Here is a 19,391-nt window from a genome sequence, read left to right on the forward strand (position 1 = left end):
GGGGCAGCCGGGGACAAGACAGATGCATGACGGTTCGATGATCATTCAGGTAGGCTCGCGAGCGCTGTTGGCGTTGCTTCTGGCCGGAGTTGCCCTGCCTGCTTTTGCGCAGGAGACCACGGCACCGAAGAAAAATGCCGACGGGACGACCGTGCTTGAGACGATAACCGTTAATGCCGACGTCAAAAAAGGTGCGCGCGGCTATCAGCCGATAACCACTGGCACTGCGACGCGCACCGAGACGCCGATCCTCGATATTCCGCAATCGGTCAACGTCGTGACAAACAAAGTGCTGCGTGACCAGCAGGCGCGCTCGCTCGATGATGCGCTCGCCAATGTCAGCGGCGTTACCCAGTCAAACACGCTGGGCGGCACGCAGGATGCCGTTATCCGCCGTGGTTTTGGTGACAATCGCGATGGCTCGATCCTCATCAACGGGCTGAAGACCGCATTGCCGCATTCCTTCAACGATACGGCGGAGCGAGTGGAAGTGCTGAAAGGGCCGGCATCCACGCTCTACGGCATTCTCGATCCGGGCGGCATGGTGAATGTCGTGACGAAGAAGCCTGAAGATACTTTCTCCGCCGAAGCCTATTCGCGCTTCTCAGCCTTTGGGGCGGGCAAGTACGGTACATCCGGCGGTTTCGATGTGACCGGACCTATTGCGGGAACGGATTTTTCCTATCGCCTGATCGGTCAGGGGGAGAACAGCGACTACTGGCGCAATTTTGGTGAGAAGAAGAACTGGCTGATCGCACCCTCGCTAAAATGGAGCGGCGAGGATACCGACATTACGGTTTCCTATATGCATGAGGATTACAGCGTGCCCTTCGATCGCGGCACGATCTTCGATCCGGCGACAGGAAAGGCAATCAATGTCAGCCGACGTCTCAGGCTGGACGAGGCCTATAACATCACCGATGGCAAATCCGATCTGGCGAGTATCTCAATAGACCGCCAATTGTCCGAAGACTGGAAACTGTCGCTGAACTACGCCTATAGCCAAAACGAATATTCCGACAACCAGGCCCGCGTGATGGGTTACAATTCCCGCACGGGGCAGGTGACGCGGCGTGCTGACGCCACGCAATATTCCACCATCTACAACCACGCGGCCCGCGCTGACCTGACCGGTGAGGCTGATATTGGTGGCCTGCGCAACGATCTGCTGTTCGGCATGTCCTACGATTACAGCGACACGCTGCGCACCAACATGTTGCGATGCGCGAATTCGACGAATTTCAACATTAACAATCCCGTTTACGGCAGGTTGCCGGCGTGCACGACGGTCAGGGCCGTCGACAGCGACCAGACGGAGGAGCTTTCCACTGCTTCGATCTATATGCAGGACGCCGTGCATCTGGGCGATCAATGGATCGCTGTCGGCGGTTTGCGCTACCAGTATTACGACATCTATGCCGGCAAAGGCCGCCCCTTCGTCGTCAACACAAAGAACAATGGCGGCGAACTCATCCCCAATGCCGGTCTCGTCTACAAGCTCACGCCGGATGCATCCCTTTATGCCAATGTGGCGAAAACCTTCCGCCCGCAATCCTCGATCGGAGCCTATTATGGTGGGCTCGATCCGGAGGAGGGCATTTCCTATGAGGTGGGTGCCAAGTTCGACCTGTTCACCGGGTTGAATGCCAATATTGCTTTGTTTAATGCCCGCAAGCGCAATGTCGCCTATTCGGAGGATGTAGGCGGTGTGTCGACGGTGAAGGCCGCCGGTCTCGTTCGCTCGCGCGGGGTGGAGGTGGATATTGCCGGCAGCCTTACCGATAGTCTCGATCTAATCGCAAGTTATGCCTATACGGACGCTCTCGTTCTCGAAGATTCCACCTATGCCGGCAAGCGCTTGCCGAATGTCGCGCGTCACACCGGCTCGCTGTTTCTTGCCTATGATGTCGGTGAGGTCGGGCCGAACGGCAACACGCTGCGGATCGGCGGAGGAGTGCGGGCCGTCGGCCAGCGTGCCGGCATCAACGACAATTCCTATGACCTGCCGGGTTATGCCGTCTTCGACGCCTTTGCGACCTATACGCTTCAGTTGGAGAAACCGGTAACCCTGCAGCTCAATCTGAAGAACATCTTCGACAAAAGCTATTATACCTCATCCATTGGCTCCACCAGCTACGCCAATGCAGTCGGCGAGCCCTTCAACGTCAGCCTCACGGCCAGCGTGAAATTCTAAGGGTACAGGCGACGCAATCCATCTGGGTCGCGCCACTGCTGATGAAAGCAGACTCGTGCGTGTCTTGCATGGCTGCGCTGCATTAAAGCCTATTTAATATGCGGCAAAACCGGGTATCTTGTTTTCATCGAAGCGATGCACCTCCTCCCGCAAAGCTTCGGATTGAGATGACCCTATCCTCCTCCCAAGGGTTGTCTTGTGAACAATGGCACTCCTCCTCCCAGCCGTTGTTCGAAATTTCGGAAAGCCTGCCGCACCTCCTCCCGCGGCGGGCTTTTTCGTTTTCGGGACAGGGGCATCACAGGCCAAGCGCGAGCTGCGGTTCCTCTTCACTCTCTTCGGTGCTCAGCGACGAAAGGGTGATCCCCAACAGCCTTACCGGACGTTTGAATGGAAAGACGGAGGCAAGCAGGGTCTCTGACATCTCCTGGATAGTCGCAAGGTCAGGCACGGCTCCCGACACGGTCCTGCTGCGTGTCGCCTGGCTGAAATCCGAATATTTGATTTTCACGGTCACAGTTTTTCCCGTGATGTCGTGGGCCTCGCAATAGCGCCAGACCTTCTGAGCCAAAGGACCAAGCTCCGCCTTCGCCAAGTCGAGATCGTGGATATCCTCGGCGAATGTGTCTTCTGCGCCGACAGATTTGCGGATGCGATCGGGCTTGACCTGCCGTTCATCGATGCCGCGGGCGATGTTGTAGAAATAAGGGCCGGACTTCCCGAAATGCTGTTGCAGAAAACCGAGTGATTTCGACTTGAGATCGAGCCCTGTTTCGATGCCGTGCCGTTTCATCCGCTCCGCCGTGGCGGGTCCTACGCCATGGAATTTCTTGACGGCCAGGGCTTCAACAAAGCCAGGCCCATTCTTCGGCGTAATGACGGCCTGGCCATTCGGTTTGTTCAGGTCGCTTGCCATCTTGGCCAGAAACTTGTTGTAGGAGATGCCGGCAGATGCATTGAGGCTGGTGACCGCCTTGATTTTTGCGCGGATCTCCAGCGCAATTTCGGTGGCGATCTCCATGCCTTTCAGGTTTTCGGTGACATCGAGATAGGCTTCGTCGAGCGATAGCGGCTCGATCAGAGGGGTATATTCGGCAAATATCTCGCGTATCTGTTGCGACACCTGCCGGTATACCTCGAAGCGTGGCGGTACGAAGATCAGATCCGGGCATTTCCGTTTGGCAGTGACGGACGGCATGGCTGAATGGACGCCAAAGGTTCTCGCCTCGTAACTTGCCGCAGCCACCACGCCTCGTGCGGCCGATCCGCCGACGGCGACCGGCAGGCCGCGAAGTGCGGGGTTGTCGCGTTGCTCCACCGATGCATAAAAGGCATCCATGTCAATATGGATGATCTTTCGAACAGGGTTGTTATCCATCGTTCCAGCCTGTACGATCTTCCCTATTTCCACATCGCGCGCATCCGCGCGCCTACATCGATGCGGATCTGCTGCGCGCTGCGCTCGGAGGCTGCGGCCGAAACCAGGGGCCAGGTGGCGGTTTCAAAGAACTGCAGCAAAGTTGCCGGTATGAAGCGGGTTCTAGCGGCATAGACATGCCGGTCTCCCTGCGCGTTCTGGCCATGGGTGAAGAACCGTTGCGGGGTTATCAGTGACAGGCTGTCCTTGGCGCGCGTCATGGCGACATAGAGCAGCCGGCGTTCCTCTTCGACTTCATGCGTGGAGCCGACACCCAGATCGGAAGGTATGCAGCCATCGACCACGTTCAGGATAAAGACGGAGCGCCATTCCTGGCCTTTTGCCGAATGAATGGTTGAAAGCGTCAGATAATCCTCATCGAGCAGCGGCACGCCTGCCTGATCGCTGGTGGCATCCGGCGGATCGAGCGTCAGTTCGGTGAGGAAGCGTTCGCGGGAAGGATAGCCGCCGGCAATCTGCTCGAGTTGCAGCAAATCGGCCTTCCGCGTCTCGGCATCCTCATGGATGCGTTCGAGGTGGGGCTCGTACCAGAGCCGCGCCTGCTCGATATCTGATGGCCAGCCGCCGTGCGATTTTCGCATGTTCGCCAGCAACTGCACGAAGGATACCCAGTCACCGCCGGTTTTGGGTGGCGGCGGAATTTCGGCAAGGGCGAGCAAAGGTTCGGGATCTGCCGCAATCGTATCGAGAATAGTGCCGGCTTTCTTCGGCCCGATACCCGGCAGCATCTGAAGTAGCCTGAAACCGGCGACGCGGTCGCGCGGGTTTTGCGCGAAACGCAATACTGCCAGCATGTCCTTTACATGGGCACTGTCGAGAAACTTCAGGCCGCCAAATTTTACGAAGGGAATGTTGCGGCGTGTAAGTTCAACTTCAAGCGGCCCGCTATGACTGGAGGTGCGAAACAGCACCGCCTGTTGCTTCAGCGTCATGCCGGTCTCACGATTGGCCAGCACCTGGTCGATAATGAAGTTCGCCTGCTCGGTTTCGCTTTTTACAGTCACGAGCTTCGGCCGCTCGAGTGACTGTCGTTCGGTCCAGAGGTTTTTGGTGAACCGCTCACGGGCAAGGTCGATGACACCATTGGCGGCAGCCAGTATCGGCTGTGTCGAGCGATAGTTGCGATCAAGGGTGATAATATCGGCAGCCGGGCTGAAAGATGCCGGAAAATCAAGGATATTGCGCACCGTTGCTGCCCGGAAGGAATAGATCGACTGGGCATCGTCACCCACCACGGTCAAGCCGCGACCGCCCGGCTTCAGTGCCATCAGCACCGCGGCCTGCAGCCGGTTGGTATCCTGATATTCGTCGACCATCACGTGGTCGAAACGATTGCCGATATCGCCTGCAAGGTCGGGATCGCTGACCATCTGGGCCCAGTAGAGCAGAAGATCGTCGTAATCGAGAACGTTCTGGGCCTGCTTGGCCTCGACATAGGCGGCGAATAATTGCTTGAGCTCTTCTTCCCAGCTGGACACCCATGGATAGTGCTGGCGCAGGATTTCTTTCAGCGGCGTTTGTGAATTGACGGCGCGCGAATAGATCGCAATGCAGGTGCCCTTTGTCGGAAAACGGCTCTCGGTCTTGGAAAAACCCAGCTCGTGTCGGGCAAGGTTCATCAGATCAGCGCTGTCTTCGCGGTCGTGGATCGTGAAATCCACGTCCAGTCCAATCTGTTCCGCATAGATTCGCAAGAGGCGCGCGCCGATTCCGTGAAACGTGCCGGACCAGGCCATCGCATCCGTGAGGGCTCCGGCGTTAGTGCCGATGACCTGCTTGCAGATACGCTCGACACGACACGACATTTCGGAAGCGGCACGCCGTGAAAACGTCATCAGCAGGATGCGGCGAGGATCGGCGCCATTGACGATCAGATGCGCCACCCGGTGCGCCAGCGTATTGGTCTTGCCGGAACCGGCACCGGCGATAATCAGCAACGGTCCAGCCGTGTGTCCGCCTGAAAGCCCAACGCCATGTTCCACGGCCTTGCGTTGCTGCTCGTTGAGTTTGTCCAGATAGGCAACCGCCATGCCTGCATCCTTGATATTTGCCTATCCGCACGACGACGGCATTTTTCAAAAGCACTCTTGTTGCAATGATTAGCAAAAACTCAAACAGCAGGCCAGAACAAATAATGAACGCATGTCTCTGTCCTCCACACTGCGGTGGACAAACCTGGCTGATCTATATTCGCAGCCTCAATCGGGTTCCGCATGGCGTGTCGACCGGCATGCTTTTCAAACCACTGAACCAACCCGACGGCTGATGAGTTCACCAGTCGCGTCTTGGAAGACGTGGTTGTTGGGAGGACAAAAGCATGAAGCATCTGAAACTATGCCTGATCGCTGTTGCAGCACTGGCCACATCGACATTTGCGTTTGCCGAGCAGAAGGCCATGAGGTCTGACGCAACGATCGCGTCGGACATCAATTATCTGCTTTACACGCCCAAAGACTATGCCGGTTCGGCCAAAACCTATCCTCTCGTGGTCTGGCTGCATGGCGGCGATCAGGGCGGAAGCGACGTCGAAAAGCTGCGCCGCAGCGGCCTGCCAAAACTGATCGAAGGGGGCCGTGATTTTCCTTTCATGGTGTTTTCGCCACAAAATCCGAGTGAGGAACTGCTTTATCCGATCGAGCGTGTCGCAAGCGTCCTGGCTTCCGTTGTGGGGGATCATCGGGTGGACCGCAGCCGTATCTATCTGATCGGATATAGCCGGGGAGGGTTCGGCGCCTGGTCAATGGCCGAGCAGTTTCCGCAAACTTTTGCTGCGGTCGTCCCAATTGCCGGTGGCGGCATCCGCCATTACCTCAACCGCACCAATGAAAAGACAGCCTTCTGGGCCTTTCACGGCTCAAGGGACGAGGTGATTCCTTTGTCCGATACTGTTGTCCTCGTTCAACGTCTCCAGGAACTGAAACGCAATGTGCGGCTGACGGTTTTTGAGGATACGAACCATGAAGAGGTGGAGGCAAAAGTGCTCGGCGATGAGGCGATGTGGACTTGGCTTCTCCAGCAAAAGCTTGCCGACGCAAAGACGCCTTCGGCACCCTGAACCCGCAGCGGGCACCATTTTACCGCTGGTATGAAAGCCCATAGCCCAGCGCGGCCGTCATAAGGCCGGGCTGGCCGCCTTCATACGCCTTCGTCAAAACATCTCTCCGCAAGCGTGTCTTTCCCCTCTTGACACCGAGTAGGGAAGTCGTGCTAATACGCATTAACAGCTAATACGTATTAGCAGTCAGCGAATGTCGGGGAGGGCATTGCGTGACCAGCCATAAACGCCTTACTCAGAACGATATTGCGAAGCTTGCTGGCGTCAGTCAGGCCACGGTATCGCTTGTTCTCAACGGCGCGCCGACCGCGATTGCACGTATCCCGGCTGAAACACGCGAACGCGTACAGGCGGTCATTCGCAAGACGGGTTATGTCGCGGACCCTATCGCGCGCCGCATGGCCAAGGGGCTCAATCGCATCCTCGGCGTCTTCACCTACGAGCCTGCTTTTCCAAGCGCACAGGCGGACTTCTTCACGCCGTTCCTGTTGGGCATCGAGGAAGAGGCGCAACAGCAGGCGTACGATCTTCTGCTGCTGACCAGTGCCGGCGTCGGCAACAACCGCAAGATTTTTTCCGAGGGCAACAGGCTCCGGATCGCCGATGGCTGCCTGGTCCTGGGCCGTGAATTCGACCGCAAGGAGCTTACCCGGTTGGTCTCGGAAGATTATCCATTCGTGGCGATCGGCCGACGCGACGATGCTGGCGGGCCCGTGCCCTATGTTGGCGGCGACTATGCCGCGGGCACACGGCAGCTTGTTGAAGATGCCATGATGCTCGGGCATTCCAAGCTCGCCTATATCGGCCCTGCGGGTCCGGCGGAATCGATTGCCGACCGCTGGCGAGGTTTCAGTGATGCGCTCGGCACGGCGGCGACGCTTGCATTGCACATAAAGGCGGTAAACCGGCCTGCCGAAAAGATCCTCGACGCGATCATCGAAAGCGGCGCGACGGTGGCATTTTTCATAGAACTGGCGGATGCGGTGCGCGTCGAGACTTTGGCACGGGAGCGCGGAATTGGGGTGCCCGACGTGTTTTCGATGGTCGTGCTTGGCAGCCATATTCGTGCCGGCCGCAGCCCGGTGCGTTTCACATCCTATGAAATTCCCCGTGAAGAGATGGGCCGGCAGGCGACTGCAATGCTGGTGAACCGCATCGAGACCGGCAGCCCGGGAAGTCAGATTCTACTCAAGTGCCAACCCGTCAAGGGTGAAACATTGGGGCCGGCTCCAGTGGCCTCCCCAGATAAGTTCCCAGTCAACAAAACGGATGAGACGACGTGAAAGAGATGCAAGCAGACATTCTTGTGGTCGGTGGTGGCCTTGGCGGCGTGGCGGCGGCGCTCGGTGCCGCACGCGCCGGAAAGCGCGTGATCATGACCGAGGAATATGACTGGATCGGCGGTCAGCTGACCAGTCAGGCCGTTCCATCGGACGAACATAGCTGGGTCGAGCAGTTCGGCATCACCCGCTCTTATCGCGCGCTACGCAACGGCGTGCGCCAATATTACCGCGACCATTATCCGTTGACGGAAGGCGCCCGCTCCTGGAGTGACCTCAATCCGGGCGGCGGCTGGGTCAGCCGCATCTGCGCCGAGCCGCGCGTCAGCCTTGCGGTGATGGAATGCATGCTTATGCCCTATATCGGCGCCGACCGGCTGACGGTGCTCAAGCCCTATCGGCCGGTTGCTGCCGATGTGGATGGCGATAGGGTCCGCGCGATCACCGTGCGCCATCGCGACAGCGGAGCCGAGATCGTCATTTCCGCCGACTACACTCTTGATGCCACCGAGCTTGGCGATCTGTTGCCGATGACGGGCACGGAATATGCCAAGGGGTTCGAGGCGCAATCGGACACGGGTGAGCCCAGTGCGCCGGCAAGCGCCCAGCCTGATAATGTGCAGGCCGTGTCGATCTGCTTTGCAATCGATCATGTCGACGGCGATCAGACGATCGACAAGCCCGATAATTATGACTACTGGCGCAAGTACCAGCCGCATTTCTGGGGTGGGCCGATGCTCGGTTTCACCGCGCCGCATCCGCGCACGCTGGAACACACGACCCGCTCCTTCACGCCCAATCCGGACGACGATCCGCTGCTGGTCGATGCCGACCAGCGCAAGGGCGGTGGCGATGAAAACCTCTGGATTTTCCGTCGGATCGCGGCGCGGAAGAACTTTGCGACGGGTTTTTATAAATCCGACATCTGCCTCGTGAACTGGCCGATGATCGACTATATGGACGGCACCATCATCGATGTGTCGGAAGAAGAAAAGGCGCGGCATCTGAAGGCGGCGGCCGATCTTTCCTATTCGGTGTTTTACTGGTTGCAGACAGAAGCGCCGCGCCTTGATGGCGGACAGGGTTTTCGCGGCCTGCGCCTCAGAGGCGATATTACCGGCACCGAACACGGCCTTGCCATGGCGCCCTATATCCGGGAAAGCCGCCGCATCAAACCGGTCACGCGCATCGTCGAACAGGATCTTTCCTACACGGTTCGCGGCGACAGGGGGGCCGTCCGCTATCGCGACAGCATCGGCATTGGCATGTACCGCATCGATCTGCACCCATCGACCGGTGGCGACAACTATATCGATGTGCCTTCCTGCCCGTTCGAGATTCCGCTTGGCGCACTCATACCCGAGCGCGTGAAGAACCTTATTCCGGCAGGCAAGAACATCGGCACGACGCATATCACCAATGGCTGCTACCGCCTGCATCCAGTCGAATGGAATATCGGCGAAGTGGCTGGAATGCTTGCGGCCCACTGCCTGGAAAAAGGTCTCACACCGCATCAGGTGCAGGAAGACGATGACCATCTTCATGCCTTCCAGACGGCGCTGACCCGCGAGGGCATCGAAATACGCTGGCCGGATATCGCGGCCTACTAGGACGACGAACTGTCGTTTGATCGAACCCATCTTTGGAGGAGGACTGGGAATGAATAGTCATTGGAAAATGCAAACCACAGCCTGCGCGCTGGCCCTTATCGGCTCGTTTGCGCTGGCAGGGGCAGCGGCGGCGCAGGATGCGGTCAAGCTGCGCATGACGATCTGGAGTGCCAACGAGGCGCATCTGAAGCTGTTCAACGACATCGCAGCCGGCTTCAAAAAGGACCATCCAAATGTCAGCGTGACCTATGAGTCCCTGCCGTTCGACACCTATACCACCGCGTTGACGACCCAGATCGCCGGTGGCAACGCCCCTGACATGGCCTGGATTTTCGAGACCTCGGCCTATGATTTCGTGAAGTCAGGCGCGCTCTATCCGCTCACCGACACGCTGAAGGCCGCGCAGGGTTACAATCTCGACGAAGTCAGCGCCGGGGCCACGGAACGCTGGTCGCAGGACGGAAAGCTCTTCGCCTATCCGTTCTCGACCTCGCCCTTTGCGGTCTTCGTCAACAATGATCTCATCAAGGCGGCAGGTGCAAAGACGCCGGCGGAGATGATCGTTGCCGGCGAATGGACCTGGGAAAACGCCATCGCCACCGCCTCGGCGGTCTCGAAATCCGGCAAGGGCGGGCTTGTCGTCCGCGACTTCAATTACCAGAGCTGGCAATATCTGACCTCGGTGTGGAACGGCTGGGGCGCATCGCCCTGGAGCGCGGATGGCGCAACCTGCACCATGTCGGAAAAACCGATGGCGGATGCGGTGTCGTTCATCCATGATGCCATCTTCAGCAAGAAGGCCATGCCCGGCCCCGGCGAGACAGTCGATTTCTTCGCCGGTAATGCCGCGATGACCATTACCCAGATCAGCCGTGCCTCGCTTTTGCCGAAGGACAAGCCTTTCGGCTGGGACCTCGTGCCGCTGCCGAAAGGACCGGCCGGTGAATACGCGCTGATCGGACAGGCCGGCATCGGCGTCATGCAGTCCGGCAAGAATGCGCAGACGGCGGCCGAATTCGTGGCTTACATGACCAATCCGGAAAATTCGGCAAAGCTCAGCCAGTTCTTCCCCTCGGCACGCAAGGCGCTGTTGAATGCGGAGGTGTTGAAAAAAACCAATCCGCTGCTCAGCCAGGAACAGATCGAAAAGGTGGTCATATCAGGCATCGCCACCGGCAAGGTCATGCCCGGCCACACCGGCTTTGCCCAGATCCAGCAGATCGTGCGCTCAAACCTCGATGCGGTCTGGCGGCCGGAGGCCGATGTCGCGGGAGCGCTTCAAAAAATCTGCGGTCAGATCGCGCCGCTCCTGAAGCGCTGAGGAGAAAGCCATGGCTGTCGCGCAGGAGATTACCCGTCCCCGGCATCGCCCTGCATCGGCGTTCTGGACCATCGCGCGGCGCGACAGTCTCGCTGGCTTTCTGTTCATCGCCCCGCAACTGATCGGGATCATAATCTTCGTGCTGATCCCGCTGGGGCTGGTGTTCTGGTATTCGCTGCATGAGTGGAACGTGCTCGCCAATACCTTCACCTATACCGGTGCGCAGAACTACCGGATGCTCATCGAAGACGGCAATCTTCTGGAGGTGTTGGGCGCGACCGGGATATTCTCCGCCGGACTGGTGGTGTTCAACCTGTCGCTGGCGCTGCTGCTTGCCGTGCTGCTCAACCAGAAGCTTGCCGGCATTGCGATATTCAGAACGCTGTTCTTCTCGCCGGTCGTCGTGTCGCTGGTTGCCTGGACGATCGTCTGGGGTTTCCTGCTGCAGAAGAACGGCGGCATCAACGGCATGTTGCTGATGGTCGGCATCGAAGGCCCCAACTGGCTGCGCGAGGAGACGACAGCGATGATTTCGGTCATCGTCGTGCAGGTCTTCAAGAATGTCGGGCTCAACATGATCCTGTTTCTGGCGGCACTTCAGGGCGTGCCGAAGGAACTCTACGAGGCCGCCCGCATCGACGGCGCGCCAGCCTTCAAACAGTTCCGTCGCATCACCCTGCCGCTGATCAGCCCGACGATCCTGTTGACCTCGATCATCACCATTGTCGGCTCGTTACAGGTTTTTGCTCAGATTGCGGTTTTGACCCAGGGCGGGCCGGGTCTGTCGACCACGGTGCTGGTCTACTACCTCTATCAGCAGGCCTTCCAGTTCCATTTCTTCGGTTACGGCTCGACGCTGTCCATCCTGCTGTTTCTGATTGTTGCAGTGCTGACCTTTGCCCAGTGGCAGATGCGCAAGAGGATCGTCTTTTATGAAAGCTGACCTTTCCCCCCGCATGCAGGTGGCGCTCTACGGGTTGCTGTGCGTGCTGCTTATCCCCTTCGTCTTTCCGACCTGGTGGATGGTTACCTCGTCCATCAAGCCCATCAGCGACATCTTCGCCTTCCCACCGCAGCTCATCCCGCAGAGCCACGACTGGACGACCTATGCGAAGGTGTTCGAGTTGCAGCCCTTCGTGCGGCAATATTGGAACTCCGCCTACATTGCCGCTGTGGTGACGATCGGCACGATGATCATCTCCTCAATGGCAGGCTATGCCTTCGCACGGATCCGGTTTCCGGGCGCCAATGTGATCTTCATGATCGTGCTGCTTGGCCTGCTGATCCCGTCCGAAGTGACGATCGTGCCGCTTTTCCAAATGTTCCTGAAGGCAGGCATGGTCAACACCCACTGGCCGCTGATCCTCGTGCCGATTTTCGGGGCGCCAAGCGTGTTTGCCACCTTCGTCATGCGGCAGTTTTTTGTGACACTGCCGGGGGAGCTGGAGGAGGCGGCACGCGTCGACGGTCTTGGACGTTTCAAGATATTTCGCAAGATTGCCTTGCCCCTGGCAAAGCCGGCGCTTGCTTCGGTCGCGATCTTTACGTTCCTGCATTCCTGGAACCTGTTCCTCGAACCCATCGTCTTTCTCTCCAGCGCCGAGATGTTCACGCTGCCGCAGGCGCTGACGCAATATACCGACGCCTATGGCGGGCCGATGTGGAACATCCAGCTTGCCGCAGCGACGCTTACAGCGCTGCCCGTGCTCATCGTCTTCGTGATTGCCCAGAAGCAGTTTGTCGAAGGCCTCGCCCATACCGGCCTCAAGGGCTGAAGAACCGGAAACCGATTGATGGCTCACGTTACTCTCTCTGACATCCGCAAAAGCTATGGCGCGGTGAAAACCATTCACGGCGTCGATCTCGCCATTAAGGACGGCGAGTTTGTTGTGCTTGTCGGGCCTTCCGGCTGCGGCAAGTCGACCCTGCTGCGGATGATAGCCGGTCTCGAAACCATTACCGGCGGAGAGCTCAGGATCGGCGAACGGGTCGTCAACGATCTCGATCCCAAGGACCGCGATATTGCCATGGTGTTCCAGTCCTATGCCCTATATCCGCATATGACCGTGGCCAGCAATATGGGCTTTTCGCTGGAGCACCGCGGTTCGAGCAAGCAGGAAATTGCTGAAAAGGTGAACTGGGCAGCGGATATTCTTGGCCTTGCGCAGCTGCTCGACCGTTATCCGCGCCAGCTCTCCGGCGGCCAGCGCCAGCGCGTTGCGATGGGCCGCGCCATCGTGCGCAATCCGCAGGTGTTCCTGTTCGATGAGCCCCTGTCCAACCTTGATGCGAAGTTGCGCGTTGTCATGCGCGGCGAGATCAAGGCGCTGCACCAGAAGCTGAAGACCACCACGATCTATGTGACGCACGACCAGGTCGAGGCGATGACGATGGCCGACAGGGTCGTGGTTCTCAATGGCGGCAGGGTCGAGCAGATCGGCACGCCGCTCGAACTTTACGACCGCCCGGCAAATCAGTTCGTTGCGGGCTTCATCGGTTCGCCATCGATGAACTTCCTGTCCGGCACGATAACGGAAAGAGGTTTTGAAACCGCAGGTATCGTGTTGCCCCTGCCAGTTTCCGCGGCCGGCTTTGCCGGCAAACAGGCCGTTTACGGCATCCGCCCGGAACACTTCCTGCTTGATGCCGGCGGCGTGCCTGCCGAGATAATGCTGGTTGAACCATTAGGATCGGAAACGCAGGTCACCATGAAATTCGGCGATTCCAAGGTGCTCGGCGTCTTTCGGGAACGCATAGGGCAGGCAGTCGGCGACAGCATCATGGTCTCGCCGACGCTGAACGGCGTCCATCTGTTTTCGAGTGAAGACGGAGCACGGCTGAACTGATCACGAGGCCCTCCGCCTCTTGCGCGGGCCGACGGCCTGATCGACTACTGGACTGCCAGGGAACACCTTGCAGTCCAGCTGTTCCAATGGCTCACCCCATGACGGCTTTCAAAGGAAGCTGCTCTCGAAGAGCTCGCCTGAATAGGCCGCGTGGGTGATGCCCGCTTCAAGATCGGCCTTGGTCAACTCATCGACAAAAACACCATTCTGCATGACCAGAACGCGGTCGCACATATGGGCTATAACCGACAGGTCGTGGCTGACGAGAACGAAGGTGAGGTTCTGCTCGTCGCGCTGATCGGCCAGCAGGTTCAGGATTTCCGCCTGAATGGAGACGTCGAGAGCGGATGTCGGCTCGTCGAGAAGCAGTATCGGCGGCTCGAGGATAAGCGCGCGGGCGATCGCAACACGCTGACGCTGGCCTCCGGACAGTTCGTGTGGGAAGCGCTCGGCAAAATGCGCGGGCAGGCCAACCTGCTGCAGCGCGGCCGGAACCTTCGACCAGCCGTCACCAAGCCCCATGGAGCGGATCGGTTCGGCAAGAGCCCGGCCGATGCGGTGGCGTGGATGCAGGGAACCATAGGGGTCCTGGAACACCATCTGCGCCAGCTTCAGCTCGTCGCGGCTGCGGACTTTGCCTACAGGCTTGCCTTCGAAAGAGATCGATCCGGTCCAGCCGGATTCCAGGCCGGCAAGCGATCGCAGCAATGTCGACTTGCCGCAACCGCTTTCGCCAACAATGCCGAGTGTCTCGCCTCGGTTGACCCGAAAGCTGACGTCGCGCACGACGTGATTGCGGTTTTCCTTCGTGCCGTAGACGACATCAAGCTTGTCTACCGTGATCATCGCATCACCTCCGCATCGATTGCCTGGCGATCCAGCACCTTGAGGCGCCGGACCGGATTGCGGGGATCGGGCATGGCCGCGATCAGGCCCCGCGTATAGGGGTGTTGCGCATCTTCGAGCTTGGAAAGCGTCTCCACGACGCGTCCGCCATACATGACCAGCACGCGTTCGCAAAAGGCCGCGACCATGCGGATATCGTGACTGATGAGGATGAGGCCCGAATTGTTTTCGCGCACCATCTCGTCCAGAAGCAGAAGGACATCCTTGCGGACGCTGACATCGAGTGCTGAGGTCGGTTCGTCGGCGATGACCAGCTTGGGTTTGGCAAGCAGCATCATGGCGATCATCACGCGCTGTCCCATGCCGCCTGAGATCTGGTGGGGATAAAGCCCCATCACGCGGTCAGGATCGTTGATGCGCACGCGCAGCAGCATGTCGCGCGCGGCATTTCTGGCGGCCTTGCCCTTGAGGGCCAGATGCAGCTCGGCCGCTTCCGCCACCTGCTTTCCGATCGGCAGGACAGGATTGAGGGAATAACGCGGGTCCTGCATGATGAGCGCCATCTCGCTGCCGCGGATCGCACCCATCTGGCGCTCGGATTTTTCAAGCAGGGGTTCGGAGAGGAAATCCATCCGTTCTGCCGTCACCGTGGCGCTCTTGGGCAGAAGGCGCATGGCGGCACGGCCGGTCGTGGACTTTCCGGACCCGGATTCGCCGACGATACCGACACGCTCGCGTCCGACGTCGAAGTTGACATTGGAGACGGCGGGGATGGCGTTGCGGCCAAAGCGAACGTTAAGATCGCGGACCGAAAGAATGGGAGAGCTATCAGGAACGGGCATGACGCGGATCCAGTAGGTCGCGCAGCGTATCGCCAGCGATGTTGAAGGCAAGGCTCGTCAAAAGGATCGCGATGCCGGGCATGACGGCGACCCACCAGTAATCGAGCATGAATTTACGGCCGCTGGAAATCATCGCCCCCCATTCAGGAAGCGGCGGCTGCGCGCCAAGACCGAGGAAGCCAAGCGAGGCGGCCGTCAGGATGATACCGGCCATATTCAACGTCAGTCTGACGATAACCGAAGGAATGCACATCGGCGCGATATAAAGAAACAGGATGCGCATCGGCGAGGCCCCATAGAGGCGTGCGGCCGCAACATAGTCGGTGTTGCGCACGACCAGCGCTTCGGCCCGCGCCAGACGCGCGATGGGCGGCCAGGCGGTCAGCGAGATCGCGATGATTGCGGTACCAAGACCGGCTCCCATTGCAGCAGCAAAGGCAAGTGCCAGAACGAGCGAAGGGAAGGAAAGGACAATATCGGTCGCACGCATCAGAATGGCGTCGGTTCGGCCGCCGAAGAAACCGGCCATAACCCCGATTGCAAGCCCGATAGGGCCGACGATGATCGAGACCGACAAGACGGTCTGGATCGTGATGCGGGTGCCATAGACGAGGCGGCTGAAAATGTCGCGGCCAAATTCGTCGGTCCCCGCCAGATGCGCCCAGCTGGGAGGCTGAAGCGCATTGTCGAGCACCTGGCGCACCGGATCATATGGCGCAATCAGGGGAGCGAAAATGGCAACCACGACCAGAATGGCGAGAATGGCAAAGCCGAACATTCCAAGCGGCTCGTCGCCAAGCTTCCGCAGCGTCCGCGCCGTCGTTGTGGATATCCGAGACAACGCGCTGCGGCTCCGCACGGGAGTGTTCTGAGTTATATCGGTCATCGAGCGACCTCCCGTGTCCGCGGGTCAAGCGTGGTGTAGGCCACGTCTGCGAGGAAGTTGAGCATCATGAAGATGAAGCCGATGACGATCGTGGCTGCGAGGATCGCATTCATGTCACCGATAAGCAGTGCATTCGTCATGTATTGTCCGATGCCGGGCCAGGAAAAGACGATTTCGGTCACAACGGCGCCTTCCAGCAGGTTGCCATAGGAGATGGCGAGAACGGTGATCAGCTGCACCGCGATATTCGGCAGTACATGGCGGGTTACGGTGCGCGCCGGGCTGACGCCTTTCGCACGCGCCGCAATCACATAATCCTGGCTAAGCTGTTCGAGGGTGAAGGCGCGGGTCATGCGGGTAATGTAGGCCATTGCCATATAGGCAAGGATGATCGCCGGCAGCATGATATGCGCGAGCGCGTTCCAGAAAATCTCTGTCTCACCTGCGAGAAGAGTGTCGACCAGCATCAGCCCTGTTCTCGGCTCCACGAGGCCTTCGTAAAAGACGTCCACGCGACCGGGCCCGGCGACAAGGTTGAGATTGGCATAAAAAATCACGAGCCCGACGATACCGAACCAGAATACGGGTATCGAATGCCCCACCAGCGCAAAGACACGTGCGAACTTGTCGATGAACGTGTCGCGAAACAGGGCCGCGGCGAGACCGAGTGGGACGCCGATGACGGTGGAGATGATGATTGCCAGCGTTGCAAGCTCAAGCGTCGCCGGGAAGGCTTGCGCCAAGTCCCGCGTTACCGGGTTTCCGGTCAGAATAGCTATACCGAAATCGCCGTGCAGCAAGCCGCGGAGATAGATGAAAAACTGCTGGTAAAGAGGGAGATCAAGCCCAAGACGAGCCCGCATGGCTTCATAGGCCTTGGGATCTGCAAGCTCACCGACGATTGCCCCGACCGGATCGGTCGGCATCACCCGGCCAATGATGAAGGTGATGCAGAGCAGGATGAAGAGGCTGACGACAAGTTGCAGGAAGCGATGTCCAAGCCCGCGTAATGAAATTTCAGTCATCGCAAATCGCACTTCCACGGGAAGACGCTGTCAGCGATGCCACTTTTTGAACGGCTCGCCGCAGACGAGCAATTCTACCCTGCAAAAACTTTTGATGGTACTTCATCCCAACTCCTCCCTGAGCTAACATGAAAACATATGACGTAACGCCACGTCATCATATGAGTAACGAAGGGATTCGTTTTCTGCAAGAGGGAAGAGTGGCATGATGGGCGATAGGGAAAAGCCGCGGGAGCGGCGGGCACAACAGATCATCGATAATCTCAGTGCAGAAATTCGCAGTGGAAAACTGAAGAACGGCGATCAGCTTCCCACGGAACCGCAGCTTGAGCGCACCTACGGCGTGAGCCGCACAGTGGTTCGCGAGGCGATCGCGGATCTGCGCTCTTCCGGCTATGTCATTCCCATCCACGGCAAGGGCGTGTTCGTCAGCAATGTCAGCGAGTGGGCGGGTGTGAAGCTGACGCAATCCGAAGTTGGCACAATTGCAGAAACGCTGGAAATGCTTGAGTTTCGGCTCGCAACCGAAGGCGAAGCAGCGGCAATTGCCGCCTATCGCCGCACAGCCCAGCAAGAAGCGGCGATTTCCGCAGCCCATCGGAAAATGGGCCGGGCCATCGATGCGGGCGAAAGCACCGTCGGTGCCGATTACGAGTTTCACACGGCCATTGCGATAGCGACCAACAACCGGTTCTATCTCGAGGCACTGCGCCAGTTCGGGTCACGCTCGATACCGCGCGGTCAGTTTCCCACCCTGCCGGAGACGGGCAACGCGGATTATCTTCGCAAAGTGCAGGCCGAGCATGAGGCAATCTTGCGCGCCATCGTAGAGCAGGATCCGGATGCCGCGCGGAAAGCCATGCGCGATCATATGCTTGCGAGCCAGCGTCGATACAGGTTGCTTTCCGAGGCGCAATAGCATCTCGACACTCATCTTATTTCGTGCGATGTCATATGATGACTAGCATGGAGTGAGGAGAGAATCGATGTATGTCGGCACCCAGGTGACAGCGCGCGATGACGAGGATTTCAAGGTTTGGGCGCAGCTTGGCGTCAAGAATATCAACGCCGATCCGCCTGGTGCACCCGCAAGCTGGACCTTTGAGGATTTTGAGCGCCACCGTGACAAGGTCGAGAGCTTTGGCCTCGTGCTCGACATGGTGCAATTGCCGTTGCCATCAAGGCCGATCGAACAGGCATCGTTTCCCGATATCCTGCTTGCCGGGCCAGAACGCGACCGGCAGATTGATGCCGTCTGCAGAATGATTGAGGATATCGCCAGGGCCGGCATCCCGGCGGCGAAATACAACCTCAATCTCATCGGCATCCCGCGCACTGAAATGGAGCGTGGGCGCGGTGGTTCGCTCAATGAAGCCTGGCGATGGGACAAGGCGGACCATGACGCGGCTCCGGGCCTTGCCGGTGTTCTATCCGAGGACGAAAACTGGGAACGCATCGACTATTTCCTCGAACGCGTGGTGCCGGTTGCCGAAAGCAACAAGGTCCGGCTGGCCTGCCATCCGCATGACCCCTACACCCCGCCCGGCTACAAGGGTGTCACCCGGGTGCTCGGCACCGTCGAAGGCCTGAAGAAATTCGTGCAGATGCGGGAAAGCCCCTATCACGGCCTGAATTTCTGCCAGGGATCGATCGGCGAGATGCTCGACAATCCGCGCGAGGAGATCGACGAGATCATCCGCTGGTTTGGCAGCCGCGACAAGATCTTCAACGTCCATTTCCGCAACATCAGCGGCGGCAAGCTGTCGTTCATGGAAACGTTTCCCGACGAGGGTGACATGGACATGGTCCGTTCGCTGAAGCTCTACCATGAACTCGGCTATCGTTACATGATCATGCCCGATCATGTGCCGACGATTGCGGGCCGCGATCCAGTCGGTGTCGCATTTGCGTTTTGCTACGGCTACATCGCCGCGCTCATCGAGGCGCTTAATAACAACCATCTTTGACTGTTTCAGGTCGGTGGGCGCGTCATGGCGTTGCCGGCTTGCAATTACCGATCTGTAGGAGGAGCAGGTATGAAAAAATCA

General features: G+C 58.7%; 16 protein-coding genes. 10 read left to right on the forward strand and 6 right to left on the reverse strand.

The window, feature by feature from the left end; all coding sequences use genetic code 11:
• Positions 1 to 22: 22 nt before the first annotated feature.
• Entirely contained in the window at positions 23 to 2,194 is a 2,172-nt protein-coding gene (locus CRP02_RS11150; protein ID WP_097099412.1) for a TonB-dependent siderophore receptor, read from the forward strand.
• A 298-nt stretch (positions 2,195 to 2,492) separates the two neighbouring features.
• Here the strand turns inward: CRP02_RS11150 and dinB are convergent, their stop codons facing one another.
• Together dinB and CRP02_RS11160 are read right to left on the reverse strand one after the other, a co-directional pair.
• Complete coding sequence (gene dinB, locus CRP02_RS11155) at positions 2,493 to 3,572, reverse strand: DNA polymerase IV (protein WP_097171090.1); 1,080 nt, start codon at positions 3,570 to 3,572, stop codon at positions 2,493 to 2,495.
• A gap of 23 nt (positions 3,573 to 3,595) precedes the next feature.
• Positions 3,596 to 5,662 (reverse strand): ATP-dependent helicase, encoded by a 2,067-nt coding sequence (locus tag CRP02_RS11160; protein WP_097171091.1) that lies wholly within the window; start codon positions 5,660 to 5,662, stop codon positions 3,596 to 3,598.
• Positions 5,663 to 5,949: 287 nt separating this feature from the next.
• Between CRP02_RS11160 and CRP02_RS11165 the strand changes: the two genes are divergently transcribed.
• From CRP02_RS11165 to CRP02_RS11195, 7 genes are all read left to right on the forward strand, one after another.
• Positions 5,950 to 6,687, forward strand: coding sequence for a prolyl oligopeptidase family serine peptidase (locus CRP02_RS11165; RefSeq protein WP_097171092.1), 738 nt, complete (start codon positions 5,950 to 5,952; stop codon positions 6,685 to 6,687).
• 212 nt (positions 6,688 to 6,899) lie between these two features.
• Positions 6,900 to 7,970 carry a LacI family DNA-binding transcriptional regulator gene (locus tag CRP02_RS11170; RefSeq protein WP_097171093.1) on the forward strand — a complete coding sequence of 357 codons (1,071 nt, stop codon included), beginning with the start codon at positions 6,900 to 6,902 and terminating at the stop codon, positions 7,968 to 7,970.
• Positions 7,971 to 7,975: 5 nt separating this feature from the next.
• Complete coding sequence (locus CRP02_RS11175) at positions 7,976 to 9,577, forward strand: FAD-dependent oxidoreductase (protein ID WP_097171094.1); 1,602 nt, start codon at positions 7,976 to 7,978, stop codon at positions 9,575 to 9,577.
• A 49-nt stretch (positions 9,578 to 9,626) separates the two neighbouring features.
• The gene (locus CRP02_RS11180; RefSeq protein WP_097171095.1) at positions 9,627 to 10,898 is read left to right on the forward strand and encodes an ABC transporter substrate-binding protein; all 1,272 of its coding nucleotides are present in this window, start codon (positions 9,627 to 9,629) and stop codon (positions 10,896 to 10,898) included.
• A gap of 10 nt (positions 10,899 to 10,908) precedes the next feature.
• Positions 10,909 to 11,841 (forward strand): carbohydrate ABC transporter permease, encoded by a 933-nt coding sequence (locus tag CRP02_RS11185; protein ID WP_004431155.1) that lies wholly within the window; start codon positions 10,909 to 10,911, stop codon positions 11,839 to 11,841.
• Entirely contained in the window at positions 11,831 to 12,673 is an 843-nt protein-coding gene (locus CRP02_RS11190) for a carbohydrate ABC transporter permease (protein WP_060642606.1), read from the forward strand. The genes CRP02_RS11185 and CRP02_RS11190 overlap by 11 nt, the downstream gene beginning before the upstream one ends.
• Before the next feature lie 18 nt (positions 12,674 to 12,691).
• A complete protein-coding gene (locus CRP02_RS11195; RefSeq protein WP_097171096.1) occupies positions 12,692 to 13,744 on the forward strand; it encodes an ABC transporter ATP-binding protein in 1,053 nt (350 codons plus the stop codon).
• A gap of 108 nt (positions 13,745 to 13,852) precedes the next feature.
• On the opposite strand, the gene CRP02_RS11200 is transcribed toward CRP02_RS11195, so the two are convergent.
• Genes CRP02_RS11200 through CRP02_RS11215 form a run of 4 tightly spaced genes read right to left on the reverse strand, consistent with a single transcriptional unit; the run spans position 13,853 to position 17,343 of the window.
• Positions 13,853 to 14,590, reverse strand: a complete 738-nt coding sequence (locus CRP02_RS11200; RefSeq protein WP_025594968.1) for an ABC transporter ATP-binding protein — start codon at positions 14,588 to 14,590, stop codon at positions 13,853 to 13,855.
• Positions 14,587 to 15,432 carry an ABC transporter ATP-binding protein gene (locus CRP02_RS11205; protein WP_025594967.1) on the reverse strand — a complete coding sequence of 282 codons (846 nt, stop codon included), beginning with the start codon at positions 15,430 to 15,432 and terminating at the stop codon, positions 14,587 to 14,589. The genes CRP02_RS11200 and CRP02_RS11205 overlap by 4 nt, the downstream gene beginning before the upstream one ends.
• Positions 15,419 to 16,318, reverse strand: coding sequence for an ABC transporter permease (locus tag CRP02_RS11210; RefSeq protein ID WP_038495294.1), 900 nt, complete (start codon positions 16,316 to 16,318; stop codon positions 15,419 to 15,421). The genes CRP02_RS11205 and CRP02_RS11210 overlap by 14 nt, the downstream gene beginning before the upstream one ends.
• Positions 16,315 to 17,343 (reverse strand): ABC transporter permease, encoded by a 1,029-nt coding sequence (locus CRP02_RS11215; protein ID WP_004431168.1) that lies wholly within the window; start codon positions 17,341 to 17,343, stop codon positions 16,315 to 16,317. The genes CRP02_RS11210 and CRP02_RS11215 overlap by 4 nt, the downstream gene beginning before the upstream one ends.
• A 205-nt stretch (positions 17,344 to 17,548) precedes the next feature.
• On the opposite strand from CRP02_RS11215, the gene CRP02_RS11220 reads away from it, so the two are divergent.
• Both CRP02_RS11220 and CRP02_RS11225 read left to right on the forward strand, forming a co-directional pair.
• On the forward strand, positions 17,549 to 18,262 hold the full coding sequence (locus CRP02_RS11220) for a FadR/GntR family transcriptional regulator (RefSeq protein WP_097171097.1): 714 nt from the start codon (positions 17,549 to 17,551) through the stop codon (positions 18,260 to 18,262).
• Between the two features lie 67 nt (positions 18,263 to 18,329).
• A complete protein-coding gene (locus CRP02_RS11225) occupies positions 18,330 to 19,310 on the forward strand; it encodes a mannonate dehydratase (RefSeq protein WP_013761138.1) in 981 nt (326 codons plus the stop codon).
• The last annotated feature ends 81 nt before the right edge of the window (positions 19,311 to 19,391 follow it).

The organism is Rhizobium sp. AN5 (assembly GCF_900215255.1).
GTDB lineage: Bacteria > Pseudomonadota > Alphaproteobacteria > Rhizobiales > Rhizobiaceae > Agrobacterium > Agrobacterium tumefaciens.